This window comes from Rhizobium laguerreae (assembly GCF_002008165.1).
Taxonomy (GTDB): Bacteria; Pseudomonadota; Alphaproteobacteria; order Rhizobiales; family Rhizobiaceae; genus Rhizobium; species Rhizobium laguerreae.
Genome location: NZ_MRDM01000011.1, coordinates 274401 through 294568, shown reverse-complemented (window position 1 = coordinate 294568; position 20168 = coordinate 274401). Strand labels below are relative to the sequence as shown.

Genomic DNA, 20168 nt, shown 5'->3' with positions numbered 1-20168 from the left:
CATGGATATGCAGACCTCGTTTCTGGACCGGCTTTTCGAATCCGGTCTGCTGATCGATACCGGCATCGACGGGCTCTACGGCCGCAGCGGCCAGTTCGAAGATGTGATCGCTGCCTTCGAGCGCCTGATCGACACGTTCGGCGGCGCCGATGGTGCCGAAGCCATGCGCTTTCCGCCCGGCATGAACCGTGCCTTCTTCGAAAAGAGCGGCTATATGAAGAGCTTTCCGCAGCTCGCCGGCACGGTGCACAGCTTCTGCGGCAGCGAGCTCGATCATGTCAGCCTGCTGCAATGCATGGAGGTCGGCGAAGACTGGACCAAGGGACAGGAGGCGACCGACATCGTGCTGACGCCGGCTGCCTGCTATCCGCTCTATCCGACGATCGCCAAGCGCGGCAACCTGCCAAAGACGGGCGGCCTCTTCGACCTGCAATCCTATTGCTTCCGGCATGAGCCGTCGAAAGACCCAGCCCGCCAGCAGCTGTTCCGCATGCGTGAATATGTCTGCATGGGCACCGAGCTGCACGTCACCGATTTCCGCCAGCGCTGGATGGATCGCGGCGTCGAGATGATGAAGGCCGTCGGCCTCGAGGTGACGATCGACGTCGCCAATGATCCGTTCTTCGGCCGCGCCGGCAAGATGCTCGCCAATAACCAGCGCGACCAGAACCTGAAGTTCGAGCTGTTGATCCCGATCACCTCGGCTGCCAATCCGACCGCCTGCATGAGCTTCAACTACCATCAGGATGCCTTCGGCACGAAGTGGGGTCTCAATCTCGAAGACGGCAGTGTGGCGCACACCGCCTGCGTCGGCTTCGGACTGGAGCGCATCGCCCTTGCCCTCTTCCATCATCACGGGCTCGATGTGAAGCAATGGCCGGCCAGCGTACGGAAAGCGCTGTGGGGCTGAGCAAATCGATGACGTCGGTATTTTCGGGGGTATTTTCGGGAATCGACCCGGAAACCTACCGGGCGCATGCGCTGCATTCGGGTGAGCGCACCTGGCCGGAAACCAATTGTTATGTCGATCTCTGGATCGAGGTTCTGGCAACATCAGGCGTTGCGCCAGAGGCGATGCTCGGTTTTACCCTGACGCAGGATTTCGAGGGCGACCAGTTCACCTTCTTCAAGGCGCCGCTCGAGGATCTCGAAGCGCTCTACGACATTCGTGCGACCGAGCTTGCCATCTACGATCGTGTCGAACGCCATGTCGAGGTTCAGATCGCGCGGGCCCGTCTCTGCCTGATCGAAATGGATTCCTTCTACATGCCGGATACGCGCGGTACCGCCTACCGGCAGGAGCACGGCAAGACGACAGTTGCGATCAACCGACTGGACGTTGCGGCCAAGCGCGTGGATTATTTCCACAATGCCGGTTATTTCCGGCTCGAAGGCGAGGATTTCGACGGGCTGTTCCAGCTGCAGCTGACGGAAAACGATCCGCCGTTCCTGCCCTACACGGAATTTGCACGATTCCCGGAAAGGCCGGCCGATGACACGCATCTGCGGTCGACCGCGCGGCGGCTTGCCGGCTTTCACTTCGCTCGGCGTCCCCGAGAAAATCCGATCCGCGCCTTTGCAAGCGTTTTTCCACAACAGGTCGAAGCGGTGGCGGAACGGCCGTTCGGCTTCTTCCACAAATACGCCTTCAACACCCTTCGCCAGGTGGGCGCCAATTTCGAACTGGCGGCCGATTACCTCACCTGGCTCTCCCCTGATGAATTCGCGGCTGCCGCCGAGCATGCCCGGCGCATTTCCGAGGTGGCGAAATCGGTGCAGTTCCAGCTTGCCCGCGCCGTCACCCGCAGGAAGTTCGAGCCGTTGCAGGCAGCACTTGATCCGGCCGCCGATGCATGGGATTCCATGATGGCGTCGCTTGCGGGGCGAATCTGAGGCCGGAGATCTGACCATGCGGGGGCGTTTGGCAAGCATCGGTGCCGAGGAAAGTTTGCTTTCCGAAGGCTGGAACCTGATCCTGACGGAGCCGGGCGCCTGCGCCGTGCCGCACGACATCCCGCTTTCCGCACAATTCATTCCAGCACCCGTTCCCGGCACCGTCGCCGCCGCGCTCGAAAAAGCCGGGCTCTTCGACCGGGAAAATCCAGAGCCGCTGAACACGCGGGATGCCTGGTATCTCTGCCGGCTTTTCGATGCCGAGCCCGGCGACGCGATCCTGCGTTTCGAAGGGCTGGCGACACTCTGCCACGTCTTCCTGAACGGCCAGGAAATCCTGTTTTCCGAGAGCATGTTCACGGCGCACGAGGTTCCGGTGACGCTTTCGGGCGGCGACGAACTGGCACTGTGCTTCCGGGCGCTCGGCCCCCGCCTGTCGGAGCCAGGCCCGCGCGCACGCTGGCGGCCGCAGATGATCACGCCGGCGGGCTTGAAGAATTTCCGCACGACGCTGCTCGGCCATATGCCCGGCTGGTGCCCCGATATCCATGCCGTCGGGCCATGGCGGCCGATTTCGATGGTGCGGCGCAATCCCGTCTCGATCGACAACGTCTCCATCCGCGCCGCACTGGAGGAGAGTGGTGTCGGCCGCCTCAGCGTTTCCCTCCATAGCAATGCCGAGGATCCGGCAATGCTGCTGCGCTGCGGCGGAATGGAGCAGCCCTTCGAAAAGGTCGGCGACAGTCATTACTCGGCTATCCTCAAGCTTTCCGACATCGAGGCCTGGTGGCCGCATACGCATGGCGTTCCGCGTCTCTACGCGCTGACGCTGGTTTCCGACGGCGCGGAATATCCGCTCGGCAGGACCGGCTTTCGACGTATCGACGTCGACCGTGGTGCCGATGGCGACGACTTCGCGCTCCTCGTCAACGGCGAACGCATCTTCTGCCGCGGCGCGGTGTGGACGACGGCCGATATCGCGCGATTGCCGGGCGGGCGGGCGGATTATGAGCCGTTCCTGCGGCTGGCCGCTGCAGCCGGCATGAACATGATCCGCATCGGTGGCACCATGGCCTACGAAACGCGTGATTTCTTCGCGCTCTGCGACGAGCTCGGTCTGCTCGTCTGGCAGGACTTCATGTTCGCCAATTTCGATTATCCGCGCAACGACAAGGCTTTTCTCGGCCACGTGCATGCGGAGGTCGAGGAATTCCTGCACGGCGTGCAGGCGTCGCCTTCGCTGGCCGTGCTCTGCGGCGGCAGCGAAATTCACCAGCAGGCGGCAATGCTCGGCCTGCCGGCGGAATTCTGGAGCGGGCCGGTCACCGATGAAATCATCCCGGCGGTCGTCGCGCGCATGCGCCCCGACGTGCCCTATGTGCCGAACTCGCCATATGGCGGAGCGATGCCCTTTTCGCCCAATGCCGGTATCGCGCATTATTACGGCGTCGGCGCCTATATGCGGCCGATTGCCGATGCGCGCCGCGCCGATGTGCGTTTTGCCTCCGAAAGCCTCGCCTTCGCGCATGTGCCGCAGCAAAGGACGCTGCAGCGCCATCTCGATGTGCCCGCCGTCCACAGCCCGCTGTGGAAGGCCCGCGTGCCCCGCGACCGCAGCGCATCATGGGATTTCGAGGACGTTCGCGACTTTTACCTGCAGCTTCTCTACGGTTTCGATCCGGCTGAGCTGCGCCGCGAAGATCCGGAACGCTATCTCGATCTCTCCCGCGCCGTTACCGGCGAGGTGATCGAGGAGACTTTTGCCGAATGGCGGCGCAAGGGCTCCGCCTGCAATGGCGCGCTCGTCTGGACGCTGCAAGACCTGCTGCCGGGCCCGGGCTGGGGAGTGATCGACTCCACCGGAGAGCCGAAGCCGGTCTGGTATGCGATGCGCCGTGCATTCCGGCCGGTGCAAGTGATCTTCACCGACGAGGGAACGAACGGTCTCGACGTGCATGTCATCAACGAGACGGATGCAGCACTCGACGTCGAGCTCGAAGTCGTGTGCCTGCGCGGCGGAAAACAGCAGGTCGTCAGCGGCAGCAGGGCCTTCAAGCTGGCGGCAAGAGACACGGAGCGCCTTGCCTGCACCGCGCTGTTCGGCGCCTTCTTCGATACGACCTATGCCTTCCGTTTCGGGCCGCCGGCGCATGATGCCGGTGTGGCGCGCCTGCGCTCGCTGGCGGACGGCGCCATTCTCGCCGAGAGCTTCCACTTCCCGTGCGGACGGGGGAAGGCGCTGCATGATGCAGGTATCGAAGCATCATTCACCAGAGACGGCGACGACTGGTTCGTTGACATCAGGACCGACCGGCTGGCGCAATCGGTGCATATCGACGTCGAGGGCTATCGGGCCGAGGACGACTGGTTCCACCTTGCCCCCGGTCCGATGCGGCGTGTGAGGCTCCACGCGCTGTCCGGCGTGGAAAGCGATATTCCGCCTGCGGGCGAGATCAGAAGTCTAGGCAGTTCGCATCGCGTCGCAATCGAGGGCTGACGCCCCTGCGAAGAGTGATGCCGATCCATTGGGAAAGACCGTGATTTGAGAACGATATACCGCCTTCTGCGCGCCCATGTCCTGCAGCGGCTGATCCCGCGGTCGCGTCTTGCCTTCAATCCGCGCAGGCCGGTGGAAATCGTCGGCTATCTCTCGATGGCGGTCGGCGTCGGCGAATCGGCAAGGCTCTGCGCTGGCGCATTGTCGGAAGCTGGGCGGGCGATTTCACTCTCCGACGTCAGCACGCATCCTGACGAGAATTCCTTTGCCGGATGGATGCCGTCGCATCTCTCCACCGAAGCCGCGGGGAGCCGGATCTGGCATCTCAATCCGCCGATGCTGCCGCGCGCCATCCTGAAGAAGGGCGTTGCCAATTTCACCCGCGCCTTCAACATCGGCTATTTCGCCTGGGAGCTCGAAGTCGTGCCGGCCGAGTGGCGCAATGCGATGCATTACATGAATGCCGTCTTCGTGCCGTCGGAATTCACCAGGCGGGCGATTGCGCCCCTCACTGCGGCACCGGTCATCGTCGTTCCGCATCCCGTCACAGAGAAGCCGGCGACGGAAGGCATGCGCCAGAAATTCGGCATCGAGGAGGACGCCTTTCTCGTCAGCTTCATCTTCAGCGCCGGCTCCTCGATCAACCGGAAGAATCCGCAGGCCATCATCGAGGCCTTCAGGATATTTGCCGCCGAATGCCCCAGCGCCTTCCTGTTGATGAAGGCCAGCGGCGATATCAACAAGGATGAGGGCCTGCGCGAACTGATAAGCTCGGTCGCGGGCAATACCCGGATCAGGATCGTCACCGACAGGATGTCGGACTCCGATATCAACGGCCTCATCCGCTGTTCAGACGCCTATCTTTCGCTGCATCGTTCCGAGGGTTTCGGGCTGACGGTGGCCGAGGCGATCATGCAGCGTACCCCCGTCGTTTCCACGGCCTGGTCGGGCACGGTGGATTTCTGCGATCCCGACAATAGCTGGCTGGTTGCCTCTCCCCTCATTCCGGTGGTCGATGCCCATCCCGAATTTGCCGGGCTCGAAGGCGCGGTCTGGGCCGATCCCTCACCCGAGGCGGCGGCCGCGCACCTGCGGGACATCTTCCGCACACCCGAGCGTGCACGAGAGAAGGCCGAGAAGGCGCGGGAGTTCCTGCTGCGTTACCTCGCCGAGAACAGCTACGAGAAGGCGCTTCAGACGCTGGCGGCGATGCAGGCCAGCTAAGGTGCCACTCCGCTTTATTTTAACATTTTCGCATTAGAGATGGCGGGTATGCGGCTTTAGAGCATGTCGCGCAAAAGTGTGCAGCGGTTTTGCGATAACGACATGCGTAAAAACAAAAACCTAAAGTGCGAGGAGCGATCTGAAGATCGCGACGCGCTTTAGGCCGATCCTGACGGATGGACAGATGTCGAAGGGTATTATCGCAAACTCGGTGATGAATGGCGCGGCAGGCATGCTGCTGCTTCTGACGGGCTTCGTTTCCTCGATCATAACCGCGCGGCTGCTCGGGCCGGAAGCCAACGGCATCGTCGCCTTTTCGCTCTGGCTGGTGGTGACCGGCGCCTCGATCGCCGAGCTCGGCTCCAGCATCACGCTGCTGAAGACCTTGCCGCAACTTTCGGCGGACGGCTTCGACGCGCGCCGCCGCCGGGGTTTTGCCGCCATCCTCGTCAGCTTCATGATGTTCTCGACCGTCGTGCTGCTGGCGCTCTACGCCCTATTCTTCCTGACCTCCGAAAAGATGCACTGGGCCGACACCGCGCCTTCCGTCGCTCTGGTCACGGGCGTGCTGTTCTTCGTCCAGGCGATCGGTTCCTTTGTCAAATTCTACCTGATCGGCGAAAAGAAACTGGGCGCCTTCTTTAAGCTGACGGTCGCCGTCTCGATCGTGCAGCTTGCCGGCGTTGCCGTCGGCGCCGTTTTTTACGGCGTCGAAGGCGTTCTCGTCGGTTATGCGCTCGGCCAACTGGTGCTGTTTTTCGCCACGCTGCCGATCCTTCTGGCGCGGCGCGACTGGTGCGGGGTCTCGCTGAAATATCTCGCCTCCTCCTCCGTCATCCTGTCGATCCAGTTCATCATCGATTCCATTTTCCTCAACCGGCTCGAGCTGCTCTTCCTGCAGCAGTTCTGGTCGGTGGAGATGGTCGGCTATTATGCCGTCGGTCTGTCGATCGCGAATATCGCGCTGCAACTGCCGATCCAGATGACCGGCAGCCTGCTGCCCTATTATTCCGAGCGGCGGCACAGCAGCGACGATTCGACGTTGCCGGTCGAGGTCTTTGCCGCCGTCACCCGCAGCATGGCCTATATCGTGCTGCCGATGAGCCTGGGGCTTGCCGCGATCTCCAGTGAACTGGTGCTCGTCGTGTTCGGTGAAGCATTCCGCCGCAGCGGGACGGTGGTGGCGCTGCTTGCGCTTGTTGCTCCCGCCTATACCTTCATGCAGATCCTCAGCCTCTACCTGCTGTCGATGGACAGGGCCCGCTCCCGCCTGAACATCAGTGTGATAGGTGGCCTTCTGATGGTAGTGGGTTGTTTACTCATCATACCTAGGCTTGCAGCCGAGGGTGCCGCACTCGTGCGTATCCTCGTATTCGTTGCGATGTCGGTGATGATGATCAGACAGACAGGATTCGGATCCCAGCTTTCGGGCCTCTACGCGAGCTTGACGAAGGTGACGCTCGCCTCCGTGCTGTGTGCTTGCGGCGCGATTTCCGTGCTGGAATTCGTCCAGGGTCCGGCCGGATTGGTCGGCGCGATCATCGCCGGCGCATTCTGCTATTTCGCAGCACTGCGGGTGCTGCGCGCCGTGCCGGGCGAGGATGTCGAAGTCATGCGCTCCATTCTCGAGAAGATGCCGTCCCTGCTGCGCCGGCCGGTCGGCCGTGCGATCAATTTCATCGCGCCACGACTTCCCGGCGATCCCGATCGCGCCAAGGTCGCGCCTGGTGAATTCTCGCTCGAGCCGGCCGAGGGTGCGGGACGCCGTGCCGCCCTGCCTGTCGTCTTCGACGGCACGATCGGGCTGTTCATGCCTGAGAATCCTCTCGCCAAGAAACGTTCGGCCGCCGTGCTCTTCGTCAGCCCCTGGGGTTTCGAGGAGATGTGCAGCCGGAAATTCTTCCGCGTCGCGGCCGAGCATTTCGCCGATATCGGCGTGGCGAGCCTGCGCTTCGACTATCGCGGCACCGGCGATGCGCTCGATTTCGGCGCTCTGCCGGCAAGGCTGGAAACCTGGGAAGATTCGATCCGTGCGGCCGCCGCCAAGCTGAAATCACTGAGCGGCTGCGACCGCGTCATCCTCATCGCCCAAGGCCTCGGCGCGACCCTTGCCCATCGCGTCGGTTCCTCGATCGACGGCGTCGACAGCCTCGTCATGCTGGCGCCGGTGCTGAGCGGCCGGGCCTATCTGCGCGAACTCAACATGTGGTCCAAGATCATCGATGCCGATCTCGGCCTCGGCAAGGAGCATGTCCAGACTGCCAAGGTGCAGATTGCCGGGCTCGTCATGCCCGAAGAGATCGCTGCCGAGCTCGGCAAGCTCAGCATCGCCTCGCCGCAGGAGCTTGCAGCTCCCCGCTATCTGATCCTAGAACGTCCTGCCAAGGCCGAGGATACCGGTTTTGCCGATACGCTGAAGGCGCTTGGCGCCGATGTCGAGCAGAAGGCTTTCGAAGGTTATGACGAGCTCGCCACCAATCCGCTGTTTGCCAAGACGCCGATGGCTGTCGTAGCACTGCTGACGACGTGGCTAGAGACAACGACGACGGAGACATCCGCCGCCCAATCGCCGGTAGCGATCGACAGCCTGCCGCTTGCCGGCGATGGTTTTGCGGAAACGCCGGTCCGTTTCGGAAGCCATAATCATCTGGTCGGCGTCGTCAGCCGGCCGCTCGGCGAGATCAAGGGTAATGCCGTGCTCTTCCTGTCGACGGCCTACGACCGGCATGCCGGCTGGGGACGGACGACGGTTGATATGGCGCGCGAGCTCGCTCGCCAAGGCGTCGTTTCGCTGCGCTTTGATTCCGCCAATGTCGGCGACAGCCCGCCGCGGCCGGATGCGCCGGAACAGGTGCTTTATTCGGATACGCAGACCACGGATGCGGTCGCCGCGCTCGATCTGCTCGAAAGCGTCGTCGCCGGGCCCGTCATGGTCGCCGGCCGATGCAGCGGCGGCTATGTCGCCTTCCGCGCCGGCGTCGCCGACGAACGGCTGAAGGCGGTCGTGTCGATCAATCCGTTCGTCTATTATTGGGATCCCGACATGCCGGTGCGACGGGAGCATGTCGTCTCCGTGCCCCGTAGCCTCGATGATTATAGCCAGCGCCTCGCGCGACTCGACACGCTGAAGCGGCTGCTGCGCGGCCAGGTCGACGTGGTTGCGGCGCTGCGGAACATCGTCATCGCCGCCGGCCGCCGGCTGTCGCCGTGGATCGCGCCGCTGCTCGAGTTACTTCCCGACCGGCGCCATATCGCCCGCGAGGTCCGGCACTCATTCGCGCTGTTCGGCAAGCGTAAGGTACCGCTGACGCTGATCTACAGCGAGGCCGATGTCGGGCTCGACCACGTCTATTTCCACTTTGGGCCGCGCGGCGCCAGGCTGTCGCGCTATCCGAACGTGCGGCTGCTGATGCTGCCGGATGCCGACCACAATCTGACGCCGCCGCAATCGCGCAAATTCGTACTCGACGAGATCATTCGTCTGGCGAGAGCATAACCGGCGATTTTACAGCGCCGCGTCTTTTCACACGCGCAACCCCGTAGCTTATGCCGCAGGAAGACAGGATCAGATGCTTTTCGCGGCGACGACATCAAGCGATCTGTAGAGATCGATGTAGCGTCCGGCGACGATATCCCAGGAGTAGCCGCGGGCGGCGTCGAGAAGCCCGGCGCGAACGGCGTCCGGCTGGCGCCAAAGAGCTTGGTGGGCGGCTTCGATCGCCGTGGCGGCGCTCTCGGGATTGGTGAAATCGGCAAGCAGGAGAACAGGATGCCGGTCGGCGAGCGTCGAAAAGGCATCGTTGGCGTTCAGCACCGGCAGCAGACCGGCGCTCATCGCCTCCAGCGCCACCAGGCCGAAACCTTCATATTCCGAGGCGGAGGCGAAAATCGAGGCTTCTGCGATGATGCGCCGGATGGTGTCGTTCTCGGGCGACACATGCAGGGTGACGCGTCCGGAGAGATCACGGCTTTCGATTGCGCCTTCGACATCCGCCCGGTTCAGGTCGGATTCGGCGCCGACGATGTCGAGATGCCATTCCGGATCGCGGGTCTTCAGCATGGCCATCGCATCGAGCAGGTGGTCCAGCCGCTTGTTCACCGAAAACCGGCCGATCGTGACGATGCGGCGCTTTGCCCAGCGCGAAGCGGTGTCGGCGAATTTGCCGATATCGGCACCGTTTTCGATCAGCAGGCTGTCGGGCACGATCTCGGAAAACTGCTTGAGGTCGGAGGCGCTGCAGCAGACGACGCGGCGGTAGGCCATCGCCGAAGCGCGGGTCAGCGTCCGGAACCAGATTTTCTTGATCGTCGCGTATTTCCGCGTGTGGAAGAAGCCGCCATGGGTGGTGACGATCATCGGCTTGCCGTGCAGCAGCCGGCCCCAGGCGAGCGCGTCGAAGAAGAAGTCGATGGCATGGACATGGACGAGATCGGCATCGGCAAGATGGCGGAAAACCTGCGGTGCCAGCGGATAGCGGCTGCTGCCGAACCAGGTAATGCGCACCACTTCGATGCCGTCGATATTTTCGCGAAGCGGCAGCTTGTCCTCAGGCGCGGTGAAGAGCGAATCCAGCGTGACGACGCGCACGCGATAACCGCGGCGCACGGTCTGTCGGGCGAGATTGGCGACGACATCTTCTAAACCGCCGCGATTGGGCAGGAACTGGCGCACGACATGGACGATCAGCGGAGCGGTATCCAACTGCGGGCTTTCGCGTAGCCTATCTGCCTCGATGATCGACATTTTCCACCTATCGCTGCACGCCGGCCCGTGTTGACGCGGGCTCTTAACACAGCAAAGACCAGATATGTCCGGCGTTAAGGCACGGTTTAAGCGACCGCTTGCGAGGGCCAATCTTCGCGAAAGAGGTTAACCGTGTCTGACGGGAATTCAGAATGCCTTGAAGGTCAGCGTCGTCAGCGAGCGGACGATGCCGGGAATATTGGCGATGTTGTCGTTGATGAACTTGCCGATATCCTGGCCTTCCTCGATATAGACCTTCAGCAGCAGGTCGTAGTCGCCGCTTGTGGAATAAAGCTCCGAAACCAGTTCGGTCTGGTAGATGGCGTCGGCGACATCATAGGTCTTGCCGGGTGCGCATTGGAGCTGGACGAAGATCGGCTTCATGGAGGTTTCCTGCAGAGGTTTGTTTGGTAGGTATAATGGTCGAAAGCGCCATGCCGATGCAAGCCGTTCGTCACGGAGCCCGGTTGGCGGCCGCTTCCGCGACGATCCAGTCGCGAAAGGCGGCAAGCGGCGCATAGTCGGCGCGCTCGGGCGGAAAGGCGAGATAATAGCGCTCGCGGCTTTCCATTTCACGATCGACAGCGGCGACGAGATCGCCGCGCCTGATCTCCTCCTGCATCAGGAATGTCGGCAGCAGGGCAACGCCGAGGCCGGCGATTGCGGCCTGCGCGGCGGTAGCGAACTGGTCGAAGAGCATGCCGTGCACATTTTCGAAGGAAACGCCATTGCCGGCGAACCATTGCTCCCAGGCGTCAGGACGCGTCGTCAGGTGCAGCAGCGGAACGGCGAGCAGATCCTCCGGTGTTTTGATCGCGTATCGCTTCAGAAAATCCGGACTGCAGGCCGGCACCGTGCGCTCCGACATCAGAAGCGCGAGTTCGGCGCCCGGCCAGTGCGGGTGGCCGAAATGGATGGCGGCGTCGATCGAATCGAGGCGGAAATCGAAGGGCGAAAGCCGGGTCACCAGATTGATGGTCACGCCGGCATTGGCGGCGAGAAAGCGTCCCAGGCGCGGCGCCAGCCAGCGCGTGCCGAAAGTCGGCAGGATGGCGAGATTGAGCGTGCCGCCATGCGGATTGGCGCGCAGGTTCAGCGAGGCGCTCGATATCCGCCGCAGCGCCTCGCGAATCTCGCGGGCATAGCCGTCGCCGGCAAGCGTCAGCCGCATAGTCTGGCGTTCGCGCAGGAAGAGCTCGACGCCAAGCTGCTCCTCCAGCGCGCTCACCTGGCGGCTGACGGCGCTCTGCGTCAGATCGAGTTCGCGCGCCGCTGCCGTCACGCTGCCGGTGCGGGCGACCGCCTCGAAGGCGGCGAGATGCGAAATCGACGGCAGAAAACGTCTAGATGTCAGCATGGTCATTCCATTTCAGAATGGGCTATTTCCGAAATAGCGATATTTGCGGCTTTGTCGCGCGTGTAAAGAGGTTCATCCTGCAAAAACGGAATGAGCCGGAGTTTCCCAATGCCGCAAGCCTTCGTTTCCCGAGACCGCATCCGATCGCTGTTTACCGAGGCGATGTCGCAGATGTACCGGGCGGAGGTGCCGCAATACGGCACGCTGATCGAACTGGTGGCGGATGTGAATGCCGGCTGCCTCGAAAAGGATCCTGACCTGCGCGATCGCCTGGCCCGCGCCGGCGAGCTGGAGCGTATCGATGTCGAGCGCCACGGCGCCATCCGGCTCGGTACGGCCGACGAGCTCTTCACCATTCGGCGGCTGTTTGCGGTCATGGGCATGCAGCCTGTCGGCTATTACGATCTTTCGGTCGCCGGCGTGCCGGTTCATTCCACCAGCTTCCGGCCAATCGACGAGGCCGCGCTCAACGTTAATCCATTCCGGGTCTTCACCTCGCTGCTGCGATTGGAGCTGATCGAGGACGAGGGGTTGCGCGGCGAAGCCGAAGCCATTCTGGCGAAACGGCGGATTTACACGCCGCGCGCCGTCACGCTGATCGAGCGCCACGAGCAGAACGGCGGCCTGACCAAGGCAGAAGCGATGGAATTCGTCGCCGAGGCGCTTGAAACCTTCCGCTGGCATGGCGAAGCGACAGTCAGCGCCGACACCTACAAGCGGCTGCATGACGCCCATCGGCTGATCGCCGACGTCGTCAGCTTCAAGGGGCCGCATATCAACCATCTGACGCCGCGCACGCTCGATATCGACGCAGTCCAGGCCCGCATGCCGGAACGCGGCATTACGCCAAAGGCGGTCATCGAAGGGCCGCCGCGTCGTCATTGCGATATCCTGCTGCGGCAGACGAGTTTCAAGGCGCTGGAGGAAATGATCGCCTTTTCCGGTGATGACGGCGCGATGCAAGGGACGCATACCGCCCGCTTCGGGGAGATCGAACAGCGCGGCGTGGCGCTGACGGCGAAGGGCCGGACGCTCTATGACCAGCTGCTCGCCTCCGTTCGCGGCGAGGTGCAGGTCGGCGACGGCGGCGCCAAGGCCGGTGCCTACGACGACGAACTCGCCGCACGTTTCAAGGCACTGCCGGACAGCTGGGATGAGCTGCGCAGAGAGAATCTGGCCTTCTTCCGCTATTCCGCGACGCCTGCGGGCATTGCCGCCGCGGCCGGCAGCACGCTGCCCGGTGATCCGGAGGCACTGATCGCCTCGGGTTACCTCACCTTCACCCCGATCGTCTACGAAGACTTCCTGCCCGTCAGCGCGGCCGGCATCTTCCAGTCGAACCTCGGCACCGACCAGCAGCAGAACTACGCGACCCGCTCGAACCGCGACGCCTTCGAGGCAGCACTTGGCGCCACCGTCCAGGACGAGCTGGCGCTCTACGCCGAACGCCAGGCGGCATCGCTGGATTCGGCGCTGGAGGCGCTCGGCCTTGTGGGCTTGCCGTTGAAGACGGTTGCGTGAAATGGCAGGTTCAACACTTTCTTTTATGCATTAGAGTATCCCGCGATTTCGCTCTGATCGGACTGAGCCATGCTGAATGATCCGCGCTCCCACGGCCTCTGGGAAAATACAGCGCCCGAACCGCCGACGACGTCGCCTCTCGACGGCGCGATGTCGGCCGATGTCGTCATCGTCGGCGGTGGCTACACCGGCCTCTCTTCCGCCCTGCATCTTGCCGAAGCCGGGTCGAAGGTGGTGCTGTTGGAGGCGAAGGAGATCGGCTTCGGCGGTGCCGGGCGCAATGTCGGGCTGATCAATGCCGGCATGTGGGTGATGCCGAACGATCTGCCCGGCGTGCTCGGTCCGGTGCATGGCGAACGTCTTCTCGATCTGCTCGGCAATGCGCCGAAGCTCGTCATGGAGCTGATCGACAAACATCAGATTGCCTGCGAACTCGAACGGAACGGCACGCTGCATTGCGCGGTCGGCGCTGATGGGCTGAAGGAGATCGAGGCACGCGCGGCGCAATGGGCCGCGCGCGGCGCAGCCGTGAGGCTGCTCGATGCGGCCGAAACGGCAAAACGTATCGGCAGCGATGGCTATACAGGCTCGCTGCTCGACAAACGCGCCGGCACGCTGCAGCCGCTTGCCTATGCGCGCGGCCTTGCCCATGCCGCCGTCAAGGCGGGCGTCGCCATTCATACATCCAGCCCGGTCATCGCGACGGAGCGTAATGGCAGCCGCTGGATGGTGAAGACAGCTAAGGGTGAAGTCAGCGCGGAGTGGATCATCGTTGCGACTGATGCCTACAGCACCGGCCCGTGGGAGCAGGTGCGCAGCGAACAGGTGCATCTGCCCTATTTCAATTTCGCCACTGTGCCGCTCGGCCACAATCTGCGTCAGTCGATCCTGCCGGGGCGGGAAGGCGCATGGGATACCAAAGAAATCCTCTCCTCCTTCCGTATGGACCAGGCCGGCCGTCTCGTTTTCGGCAGTGTCGGGGCGCTGCGCAATACCGGACTGGCCGTACACAAGGGCTGGGCCAAGCGCGCATTGAAGCGGCTCTTCCCTGTTATCGGCAACGTCGAATTCGAGTGCGAATGGTATGGCCAGATCGGCATGACCGATAATGCGTTGCCGCGCTTCCACAAATTCGCACCTGGTGTCGTCGGCTTTTCGGGCTACAACGGCCGCGGCATTGCCCCCGGTACGGTCTTCGGCCGTACACTGGCGGATCATATCCTCGGCCGGCTTCCGGAAGCCGATCTGCCGCTGCCGCTGACTTCGCCCACCGAGCCAAGCTTCCGTGCACTCAAGGAAATATGGTACGAAGCCGGCGCTCAGGTCGCCCATTTCGCCGATGCCCGCCTCTGAGAAGCGATACACGCTTCTGAGAATAATAAGATTGGAAACACGACAATGACCATCGCCGTCCTCGATCTCGCCTCCGAAACCGCCAAGCTGCTTGCCGAACTCGGCGTCGATGCCGGCCGCTATCACGGCGGCACGCTTTCCGTCACCTCGCCGGTCACCGGCAAGGAAATCGGCAAACTCAGGGAACATTCCGTTTCCGAGACGAAGACGGCGATCGAAGAGGCGCACCAGGCCTTCCTCGAATGGCGTGCCGTGCCGGCGCCGAAGCGCGGCGAACTGGTCCGCTTGCTGGGCGAGGAGCTGCGCGCCTCCAAGGCGGCGCTCGGCCGTCTCGTTTCGATCGAGGTCGGCAAGATCACCTCGGAAGGCCTGGGCGAAGTGCAGGAGATGATCGACATCTGCGATTTCGCCGTCGGCCTTTCCCGTCAGCTCTACGGCCTGACGATCGCCACCGAGCGCTCCGAGCACCGGATGATGGAAAGCTGGCATCCGCTCGGCGTGATCGGCATCATCTCCGCCTTCAACTTTCCGGTTGCCGTCTGGTCGTGGAATGCGGCGCTCGCGATGGTCTGCGGCAATTCCACCGTCTGGAAGCCCTCGGAAAAGACGCCGTTGACGGCGCTTGCCGTGCAGGCGCTGTTCGAAAAGGCGCTGAAGCGTTTCGTCGCCGAGGGCGGTAGCGCACCGGCCAATCTGTCGACGCTGATCATCGGTGGCCGCGAGGTCGGCGAAGTGCTGGTCGATCATCCGAAGATCCCACTCGTCTCCGCCACGGGCTCGACGGCCATGGGCCGCGCCGTCGGTCCGCGCCTGTCGCAGCGTTTCGCCCGCGCCATTCTCGAACTCGGCGGCAACAATGCGGCGATCGTCTGCCCGAGCGCCGATCTCGACCTGACGCTGCGCGGCGTCGCCTTCTCCGCCATGGGTACGGCCGGCCAGCGCTGCACGACGCTGCGCCGTCTCTTCGTGCATGACAGCGTCTACGACCAGCTGGTGCCGCGCCTGCAGAAGGCCTATGGCTCCGTCACCATCGGCAATCCGTTGGAAAGCGGTACGCTTGTGGGACCGCTGATCGACGGCCAGGCTTTCGAGAAGATGCAGGCAGCGCTTGGCGAGGCGAAATCGGCTGGCGGCATTGTGACCGGCGGCGAGCGCGTCGACAATGGCTCGGTTGACGCCTTCTACGTTCGTCCGGCGCTTGTCGAAATGCCGGATCAGACCGGCCCCGTCGAGCACGAGACCTTCGCGCCGATCCTTTATGTGATGAAATACAGTGACTTCGACGACGTTCTGGCGCTGCACAATGCCGTGCCGCAAGGGCTGTCGTCATCGATCTTCACCAACGACATGCGCGAGGCCGAAACCTTCGTCTCCGCCCGCGGTTCGGATTGCGGCATCGCCAACGTCAATCTCGGGCCATCAGGCGCCGAGATTGGTGGCGCCTTTGGCGGCGAGAAGGAGACCGGCGGCGGCCGCGAATCCGGCTCGGATGCCTGGAAGGCCTATATGCGCCGCTCTACCAACACCATCAATTACGGCAGGACGCTGCCGCTTGCGCAGGGCGTCAAGTTCGACGTCGAATAAGCCGGCGGCAAAAGGCTGCAAAAGAGGGCGGCGCTCGCGGAGCGTCGCCTTTTTGATCAATCGCGATTTATTCCCCTGTAATATGAAATATTTAGTCAAGATATTGTGATGGCTTTTCCGGCTAAGCCAAACTTGAAATAGGCAGTCAGGAAAATATACGCTCTCATCGCCCTTGGAGAGCTCGGGCGACATCGCCATGGAGGCCATCATGAACATTGCTCTTAACCGTTTTTCCCTCGTGCTTGCCGCTTCGCTTCTCTCCGCCACCGCGCTCGCAGGCAGCGCCAATGCGCAGGATGAAGGTCTCGTTGTGTACAATGCCCAGCACGAAAGCCTCGGCCGCGAATGGATCGCTGCTTTCACCAAGGAGACCGGCATCAAGGTCACCATGCGTCAGGGCAGCGACATGCAATTCGCCAACCAGATCATTCAGGAAGGCGACGCCTCTCCCGCGGATATCTTCCTGACCGAGAATTCGCCGGCAATGACGCTGGTCGATGGCGCGGGCCTCTTCGCCCCCATCGAAAAGGAAACGCTGGATCAGGTTCCGGATCAGTATCGCCCGGCTGACGGCATGTGGACGGGCATTGCCGCCCGCACCACCGTCTTTGCCTATGACAAGACGAAACTCACCGAAGACAAGCTGCCGAAGTCGATGCTCGACCTCGCAGATCCCGCCTGGAAGGGCCGCTGGGGCGCAGCACCTGCCGGTGCCGACTTCCAAGCCATCGTCGCCGCCCTGCTGCAGCTCAAGGGCGAACAGTCGACGGCCGACTGGCTGAAGGCTCTCAAGGAAAACGCCACGCCCTACAAGGGCAACAGCGTCGCCATGAAGGCCGTCAATTCAGGCGAAGTCGAAGGCGCGATCATCTACCACTATTATTGGTTCGGCGATCAGGCCAAAACAGGCGAGAACAGCAAGAATGTCGGCCTGCACTACTTCAAGAACCAGGATCCGGGCGCTTTCGTCAGCGTTTCGGGCGGCGGCATTCTGAAGTCCACGCAGCACATGAAGGAAGCCCAGGCTTTCCTGAAGTTGCTGACTAGCAAGGCTGGCCAGGCAGTCCTCAAGGACGGCGATTCCTATGAATATGCCATCGGCAAGGATGCGCCCTCCAACGACAAGCTCACTCCGCTTGCCGATCTCAACGCGCCGAAGGTCGAAGCGTCGACCCTCGACAGCAAGAAGGTCGTCGAGCTGATGACGGCCGCCGGCTTGATCTAACCTTTCTGCCGCAGGCTTCCTCCGGCCAAAACTATTGCTTTTGGCTCAAGAAAACCTTAGGGCATGACGATATCCGGCAACCGCCTTTCAAAGGCGGTTGCCTTCCTTTTTCAGCGTGTAAAGGCATTGGCCTTGCTGCAGGACAACAGATTGCTCGCATCCGGCAACGAGGCGCCGGTCGCGCCGAGGGCCGCGCGAATGGTTTTGCCGCGCGGACGCATGCCGCACGCTTCGGTGATCCTGCTTGCAACCGCCGTCGCGATCTTCAGTCTCGTGCCGCTCGGCTTCATCGGCTGGGTCACCTACGATGTCGGCTGGGAAACGGTGAAGGCCCTGGTCTTCCGGCCACGCGTCGGCGAACTTCTCGTCAATACGGTTCTCCTGGAATCGATCACCATCCCGCTGTCGATCGCGCTTGCCGTGACGCTTGCCTGGCTGACGGAGCGGACGGACATTCCTTTCGCGCGGCTCTGGGCCTGGCTGGCGATCGCCCCGCTCGCCGTACCTGCCTTCGTGCACAGCTATGCCTGGGTCAGCCTCGTTCCCGGCATGCGCGGCCTGCAGAGCGGCGTCTTCGTCTCGGTCATCGCCTATTATCCGTTCCTCTACCTGCCGGTCGTCGCAGCATTGCGCCGTCTCGATCCGGCCATCGAGGATGCCGCTGCCTCGCTTGGTCTTAATCCCTGGCAGGTCTTCTTCCGCGCCGTGCTGCCGCAGCTCAGGCTTGCCATCTGCGGCGGCTCGCTGCTGATTGCGCTGCATCTGCTTTCGGAATACGGCCTGTTCGTCATGATCCGGTTCGACACGTTCGCGACGGCGATCGTCGATCAGTTCCAGTCTTCCTACAACAGCCCGGCCTCCAACATGCTCGGCGGCGTGCTCGTCGCCTGCTGTCTTTTTTTGCTCGGCTTCGAGGTGTTGGTGCGCGGCAATGAACGTTATGCCCGCGTCGGCTCCGGGTCGCCACGTCCGGCGGATCGCCGTCGGCTGGGTTGGTTCGTGGTGCCGGCCGTGTTGCTGCCCGCCATCCTGGCGGTGCTGACGCTCGGCGTGCCGCTGGTGACGCTTGGCCGCTGGCTCTATCTCGGCGGCATCGATATCTGGCGCATCGAAGTCGGCAGCGCCTTCCTGCAGACGATCGTGCTTGCCGTTGTCGGCGGCGTGCTGGCGACGATTGCCGCAGCACCGATGGCCTGGCTTTCCGTGCGTGCGCCCGGCCGCTTCCAGCGCGTGCTCGAAGCCTGCCATTATTATGTCGGCTCGCTGCCGGGCGTCGTCGTGGCGCTGGCGCTGGTGACGATTACCGTGCGTCTGGTGCTGCCGCTCTATCAGACCTTCGGAACGCTGCTCGTTGCCTATGTGATGCTTTTCCTGCCGCGCGCCATGGTCGGACTGCGCGCCAGCATCGCCCAGGCCCCGGTGGAACTGGAGCGCGCCGCGATGGGTCTCGGCCGCACCCCGGGCCAGGCGGTGCGGCAGATCACCATGCGGCTTGCAGCACCCGGAGCGGCCGCCAGCGTCGCGCTGGCCGCGCTCGGCATCACCAATGAACTCACGGCGACACTGATGCTGTCGCCCAATGGCGTCGATACGCTGGCGACGAAATTCTGGTCGCTGACCAGCGAGATCGATTATGTCTCGGCCGCGCCCTACGCCTTCATGATGGTCGTGCTGTCGCTGCCGCTCACCCTGATGCTCTATACCCAATCGAAACGGACCGCCGGCCAATGACGCTGCTTACGATCGAGAACATCAGCAAGCGCTATGGCCCCGTCCAGGCGTTGAAGGATATTCCGCTCGACGTCGCGGCGGGCAGCCGCACGGCGGTCGTCGGCCCGTCCGGTTCGGGCAAGACGACGCTGCTGCGCATTATTGCCGGCTTCGAGCAACCCGATGTCGGCAGGGTGACGCTGGATGGCGAGGTGCTCGCCGACGGTCCGGCGACAGTACCGGCGCATAAACGCGGCATCGGCATCGTCTCGCAGGACGGCGCGTTGTTTCCGCACTTAAGCGTTGCCGAAAATATCGGCTTCGGCTTCGAACGAAGGGCAGCGGATCGCGAGAAGCGCGTGCTCGAGCTGCTCGATATGGTCGAACTCGACCGCGGAATGCTGACGCGGCGCCCGCATCAGCTTTCCGGCGGCCAGCAGCAGCGCGTGGCGCTTGCCCGCGCGCTCGGCCGCAAGCCGCGGCTGATGCTGCTCGACGAACCTTTCTCGGCACTCGATACCGGTCTGCGGGAAAATATGCGCAAGGCGGTTGCGCGCGTGCTGCAGGCGGCCGGCATCACCACCATCCTCGTCACCCATGACCAGGAAGAGGCGCTGACCTTTGCCGATCAGGTGGCGGTTCTGAGAGAAGGACGGCTGATCCAGGCCGGGTCGCCGCAGTCATTGTATCTGCATCCGCGCGATCGCGAGACGGCACTGTTTCTCGGCGATGCCGTGCTGCTTCCCGCCATCATCCGGAACGGCCTCGCAGACTGCGCCCTCGGCCGCGTCGCCGTCGAAGGCAGCCGTCAGGGCAAGGCGGAGATCATGCTGCGGCCCGAGCAGATCCGCGTCGTTGCCGATGAAAGCGATAGCAACCACGGCGGACGTGTCGTCGAGGTGGAATTCGGCGGCGCGGTCTGCACCGTTGCGGTTTCGCTTGACGGCGTGGCGCTGCCGCCGATCCTGATCAAGACCTCGAGCGTCGCTCTTCCGGCGCGAGGCGATCTCGTTCGCCTCGACATCGCCGGCAAGGCGCATGTCTTCGAGAACTGATAAGA

The 20168-nt window shown here is 63.0% G+C and carries 14 protein-coding genes; 11 read left to right on the top strand and 3 right to left on the bottom strand.

Annotated elements, in window-relative coordinates; all coding sequences use genetic code 11:
- Nucleotide 1: 1 nt before the first annotated feature.
- The 5 genes from BS630_RS13970 (at nucleotide 2) to BS630_RS13950 (ending at nucleotide 9110) form a co-directional block, all read left to right on the top strand.
- Entirely contained in the window at nucleotides 2-910 is a 909-nt protein-coding gene (locus tag BS630_RS13970) for an amino acid--[acyl-carrier-protein] ligase (protein WP_012759415.1), read from the top strand.
- On the top strand, nucleotides 901-1893 hold the full coding sequence (locus tag BS630_RS13965) for a DUF1839 family protein (RefSeq protein WP_183594567.1): 993 nt from the start codon (nucleotides 901-903) through the stop codon (nucleotides 1891-1893). The genes BS630_RS13970 and BS630_RS13965 overlap by 10 nt, the downstream gene beginning before the upstream one ends.
- A gap of 16 nt (nucleotides 1894-1909) precedes the next feature.
- Nucleotides 1910-4390, top strand: a complete 2481-nt coding sequence (locus BS630_RS13960) for a glycoside hydrolase family 2 protein (protein ID WP_077977921.1) — start codon at nucleotides 1910-1912, stop codon at nucleotides 4388-4390.
- Between the two features lie 45 nt (nucleotides 4391-4435).
- Nucleotides 4436-5614: a glycosyltransferase family 4 protein gene (locus BS630_RS13955; RefSeq protein ID WP_077977920.1), complete on the top strand. Its 1179-nt coding sequence runs from the start codon at nucleotides 4436-4438 to the stop codon at nucleotides 5612-5614.
- Between the two features lie 184 nt (nucleotides 5615-5798).
- Nucleotides 5799-9110: an oligosaccharide flippase family protein gene (locus tag BS630_RS13950; protein ID WP_077977919.1), complete on the top strand. Its 3312-nt coding sequence runs from the start codon at nucleotides 5799-5801 to the stop codon at nucleotides 9108-9110.
- Between the two features lie 69 nt (nucleotides 9111-9179).
- On the opposite strand, the gene BS630_RS13945 is transcribed toward BS630_RS13950, so the two are convergent.
- The 3 genes from BS630_RS13945 to BS630_RS13935 form a co-directional block, all read right to left on the bottom strand.
- A complete protein-coding gene (locus tag BS630_RS13945) occupies nucleotides 9180-10358 on the bottom strand; it encodes a glycosyltransferase family 4 protein (protein ID WP_077977918.1) in 1179 nt (392 codons plus the stop codon).
- Between the two features lie 147 nt (nucleotides 10359-10505).
- Nucleotides 10506-10742, bottom strand: a complete 237-nt coding sequence (locus BS630_RS13940; RefSeq protein ID WP_003543721.1) for an Lrp/AsnC ligand binding domain-containing protein — start codon at nucleotides 10740-10742, stop codon at nucleotides 10506-10508.
- Between the two features lie 70 nt (nucleotides 10743-10812).
- Nucleotides 10813-11721, bottom strand: coding sequence for a LysR family transcriptional regulator (locus BS630_RS13935; RefSeq protein ID WP_183594559.1), 909 nt, complete (start codon nucleotides 11719-11721; stop codon nucleotides 10813-10815).
- 84 nt (nucleotides 11722-11805) lie between these two features.
- Here BS630_RS13935 and hglS point away from each other — a divergent pair, with 84 nt between their 5' ends.
- From hglS to BS630_RS13905, 6 genes are all read left to right on the top strand, one after another.
- Nucleotides 11806-13236 carry a 2-oxoadipate dioxygenase/decarboxylase HglS gene (gene hglS, locus BS630_RS13930; protein ID WP_077977917.1) on the top strand — a complete coding sequence of 477 codons (1431 nt, stop codon included), beginning with the start codon at nucleotides 11806-11808 and terminating at the stop codon, nucleotides 13234-13236.
- A gap of 69 nt (nucleotides 13237-13305) precedes the next feature.
- Entirely contained in the window at nucleotides 13306-14589 is a 1284-nt protein-coding gene (locus BS630_RS13925; RefSeq protein ID WP_077977916.1) for an NAD(P)/FAD-dependent oxidoreductase, read from the top strand.
- 45 nt (nucleotides 14590-14634) lie between these two features.
- Nucleotides 14635-16173, top strand: a complete 1539-nt coding sequence (amaB, locus tag BS630_RS13920; RefSeq protein ID WP_077977915.1) for an L-piperidine-6-carboxylate dehydrogenase — start codon at nucleotides 14635-14637, stop codon at nucleotides 16171-16173.
- A 208-nt stretch (nucleotides 16174-16381) separates the two neighbouring features.
- Nucleotides 16382-17398 carry an iron ABC transporter substrate-binding protein gene (locus tag BS630_RS13915; RefSeq protein WP_077978080.1) on the top strand — a complete coding sequence of 339 codons (1017 nt, stop codon included), beginning with the start codon at nucleotides 16382-16384 and terminating at the stop codon, nucleotides 17396-17398.
- A 63-nt stretch (nucleotides 17399-17461) separates the two neighbouring features.
- Nucleotides 17462-19129, top strand: coding sequence for an ABC transporter permease (locus tag BS630_RS13910; RefSeq protein WP_077977914.1), 1668 nt, complete (start codon nucleotides 17462-17464; stop codon nucleotides 19127-19129).
- Entirely contained in the window at nucleotides 19126-20163 is a 1038-nt protein-coding gene (locus BS630_RS13905) for an ABC transporter ATP-binding protein (RefSeq protein WP_077977913.1), read from the top strand. The genes BS630_RS13910 and BS630_RS13905 overlap by 4 nt, the downstream gene beginning before the upstream one ends.
- The last annotated feature ends 5 nt before the right edge of the window (nucleotides 20164-20168 follow it).

What these genes read in the sequence shown, in the direction of transcription:
- BS630_RS13970 (WP_012759415.1), top strand. Translation starts at nt 2, where the DNA reads ATGGATATGCAGACCTCGTTTCTGGACCGGCTTTTCGAATCCGGTCTG.
- BS630_RS13960 (WP_077977921.1), top strand. Translation starts at nt 1,910, where the DNA reads ATGCGGGGGCGTTTGGCAAGCATCGGTGCCGAGGAAAGTTTGCTTTCC.
- BS630_RS13950 (WP_077977919.1), top strand. Translation starts at nt 5,799, where the DNA reads ATGTCGAAGGGTATTATCGCAAACTCGGTGATGAATGGCGCGGCAGGC.
- BS630_RS13945 (WP_077977918.1), bottom strand. Translation starts at nt 10,358, where the DNA reads ATGTCGATCATCGAGGCAGATAGGCTACGCGAAAGCCCGCAGTTGGAT.
- BS630_RS13940 (WP_003543721.1), bottom strand. Translation starts at nt 10,742, where the DNA reads ATGAAGCCGATCTTCGTCCAGCTCCAATGCGCACCCGGCAAGACCTAT.
- BS630_RS13935 (WP_183594559.1), bottom strand. Translation starts at nt 11,721, where the DNA reads ATGACCATGCTGACATCTAGACGTTTTCTGCCGTCGATTTCGCATCTC.
- hglS (WP_077977917.1), top strand. Translation starts at nt 11,806, where the DNA reads ATGAGCCGGAGTTTCCCAATGCCGCAAGCCTTCGTTTCCCGAGACCGC.
- BS630_RS13925 (WP_077977916.1), top strand. Translation starts at nt 13,306, where the DNA reads ATGCTGAATGATCCGCGCTCCCACGGCCTCTGGGAAAATACAGCGCCC.
- amaB (WP_077977915.1), top strand. Translation starts at nt 14,635, where the DNA reads ATGACCATCGCCGTCCTCGATCTCGCCTCCGAAACCGCCAAGCTGCTT.
- BS630_RS13915 (WP_077978080.1), top strand. Translation starts at nt 16,382, where the DNA reads ATGAACATTGCTCTTAACCGTTTTTCCCTCGTGCTTGCCGCTTCGCTT.
- BS630_RS13910 (WP_077977914.1), top strand. Translation starts at nt 17,462, where the DNA reads ATGACGATATCCGGCAACCGCCTTTCAAAGGCGGTTGCCTTCCTTTTT.
- BS630_RS13905 (WP_077977913.1), top strand. Translation starts at nt 19,126, where the DNA reads ATGACGCTGCTTACGATCGAGAACATCAGCAAGCGCTATGGCCCCGTC.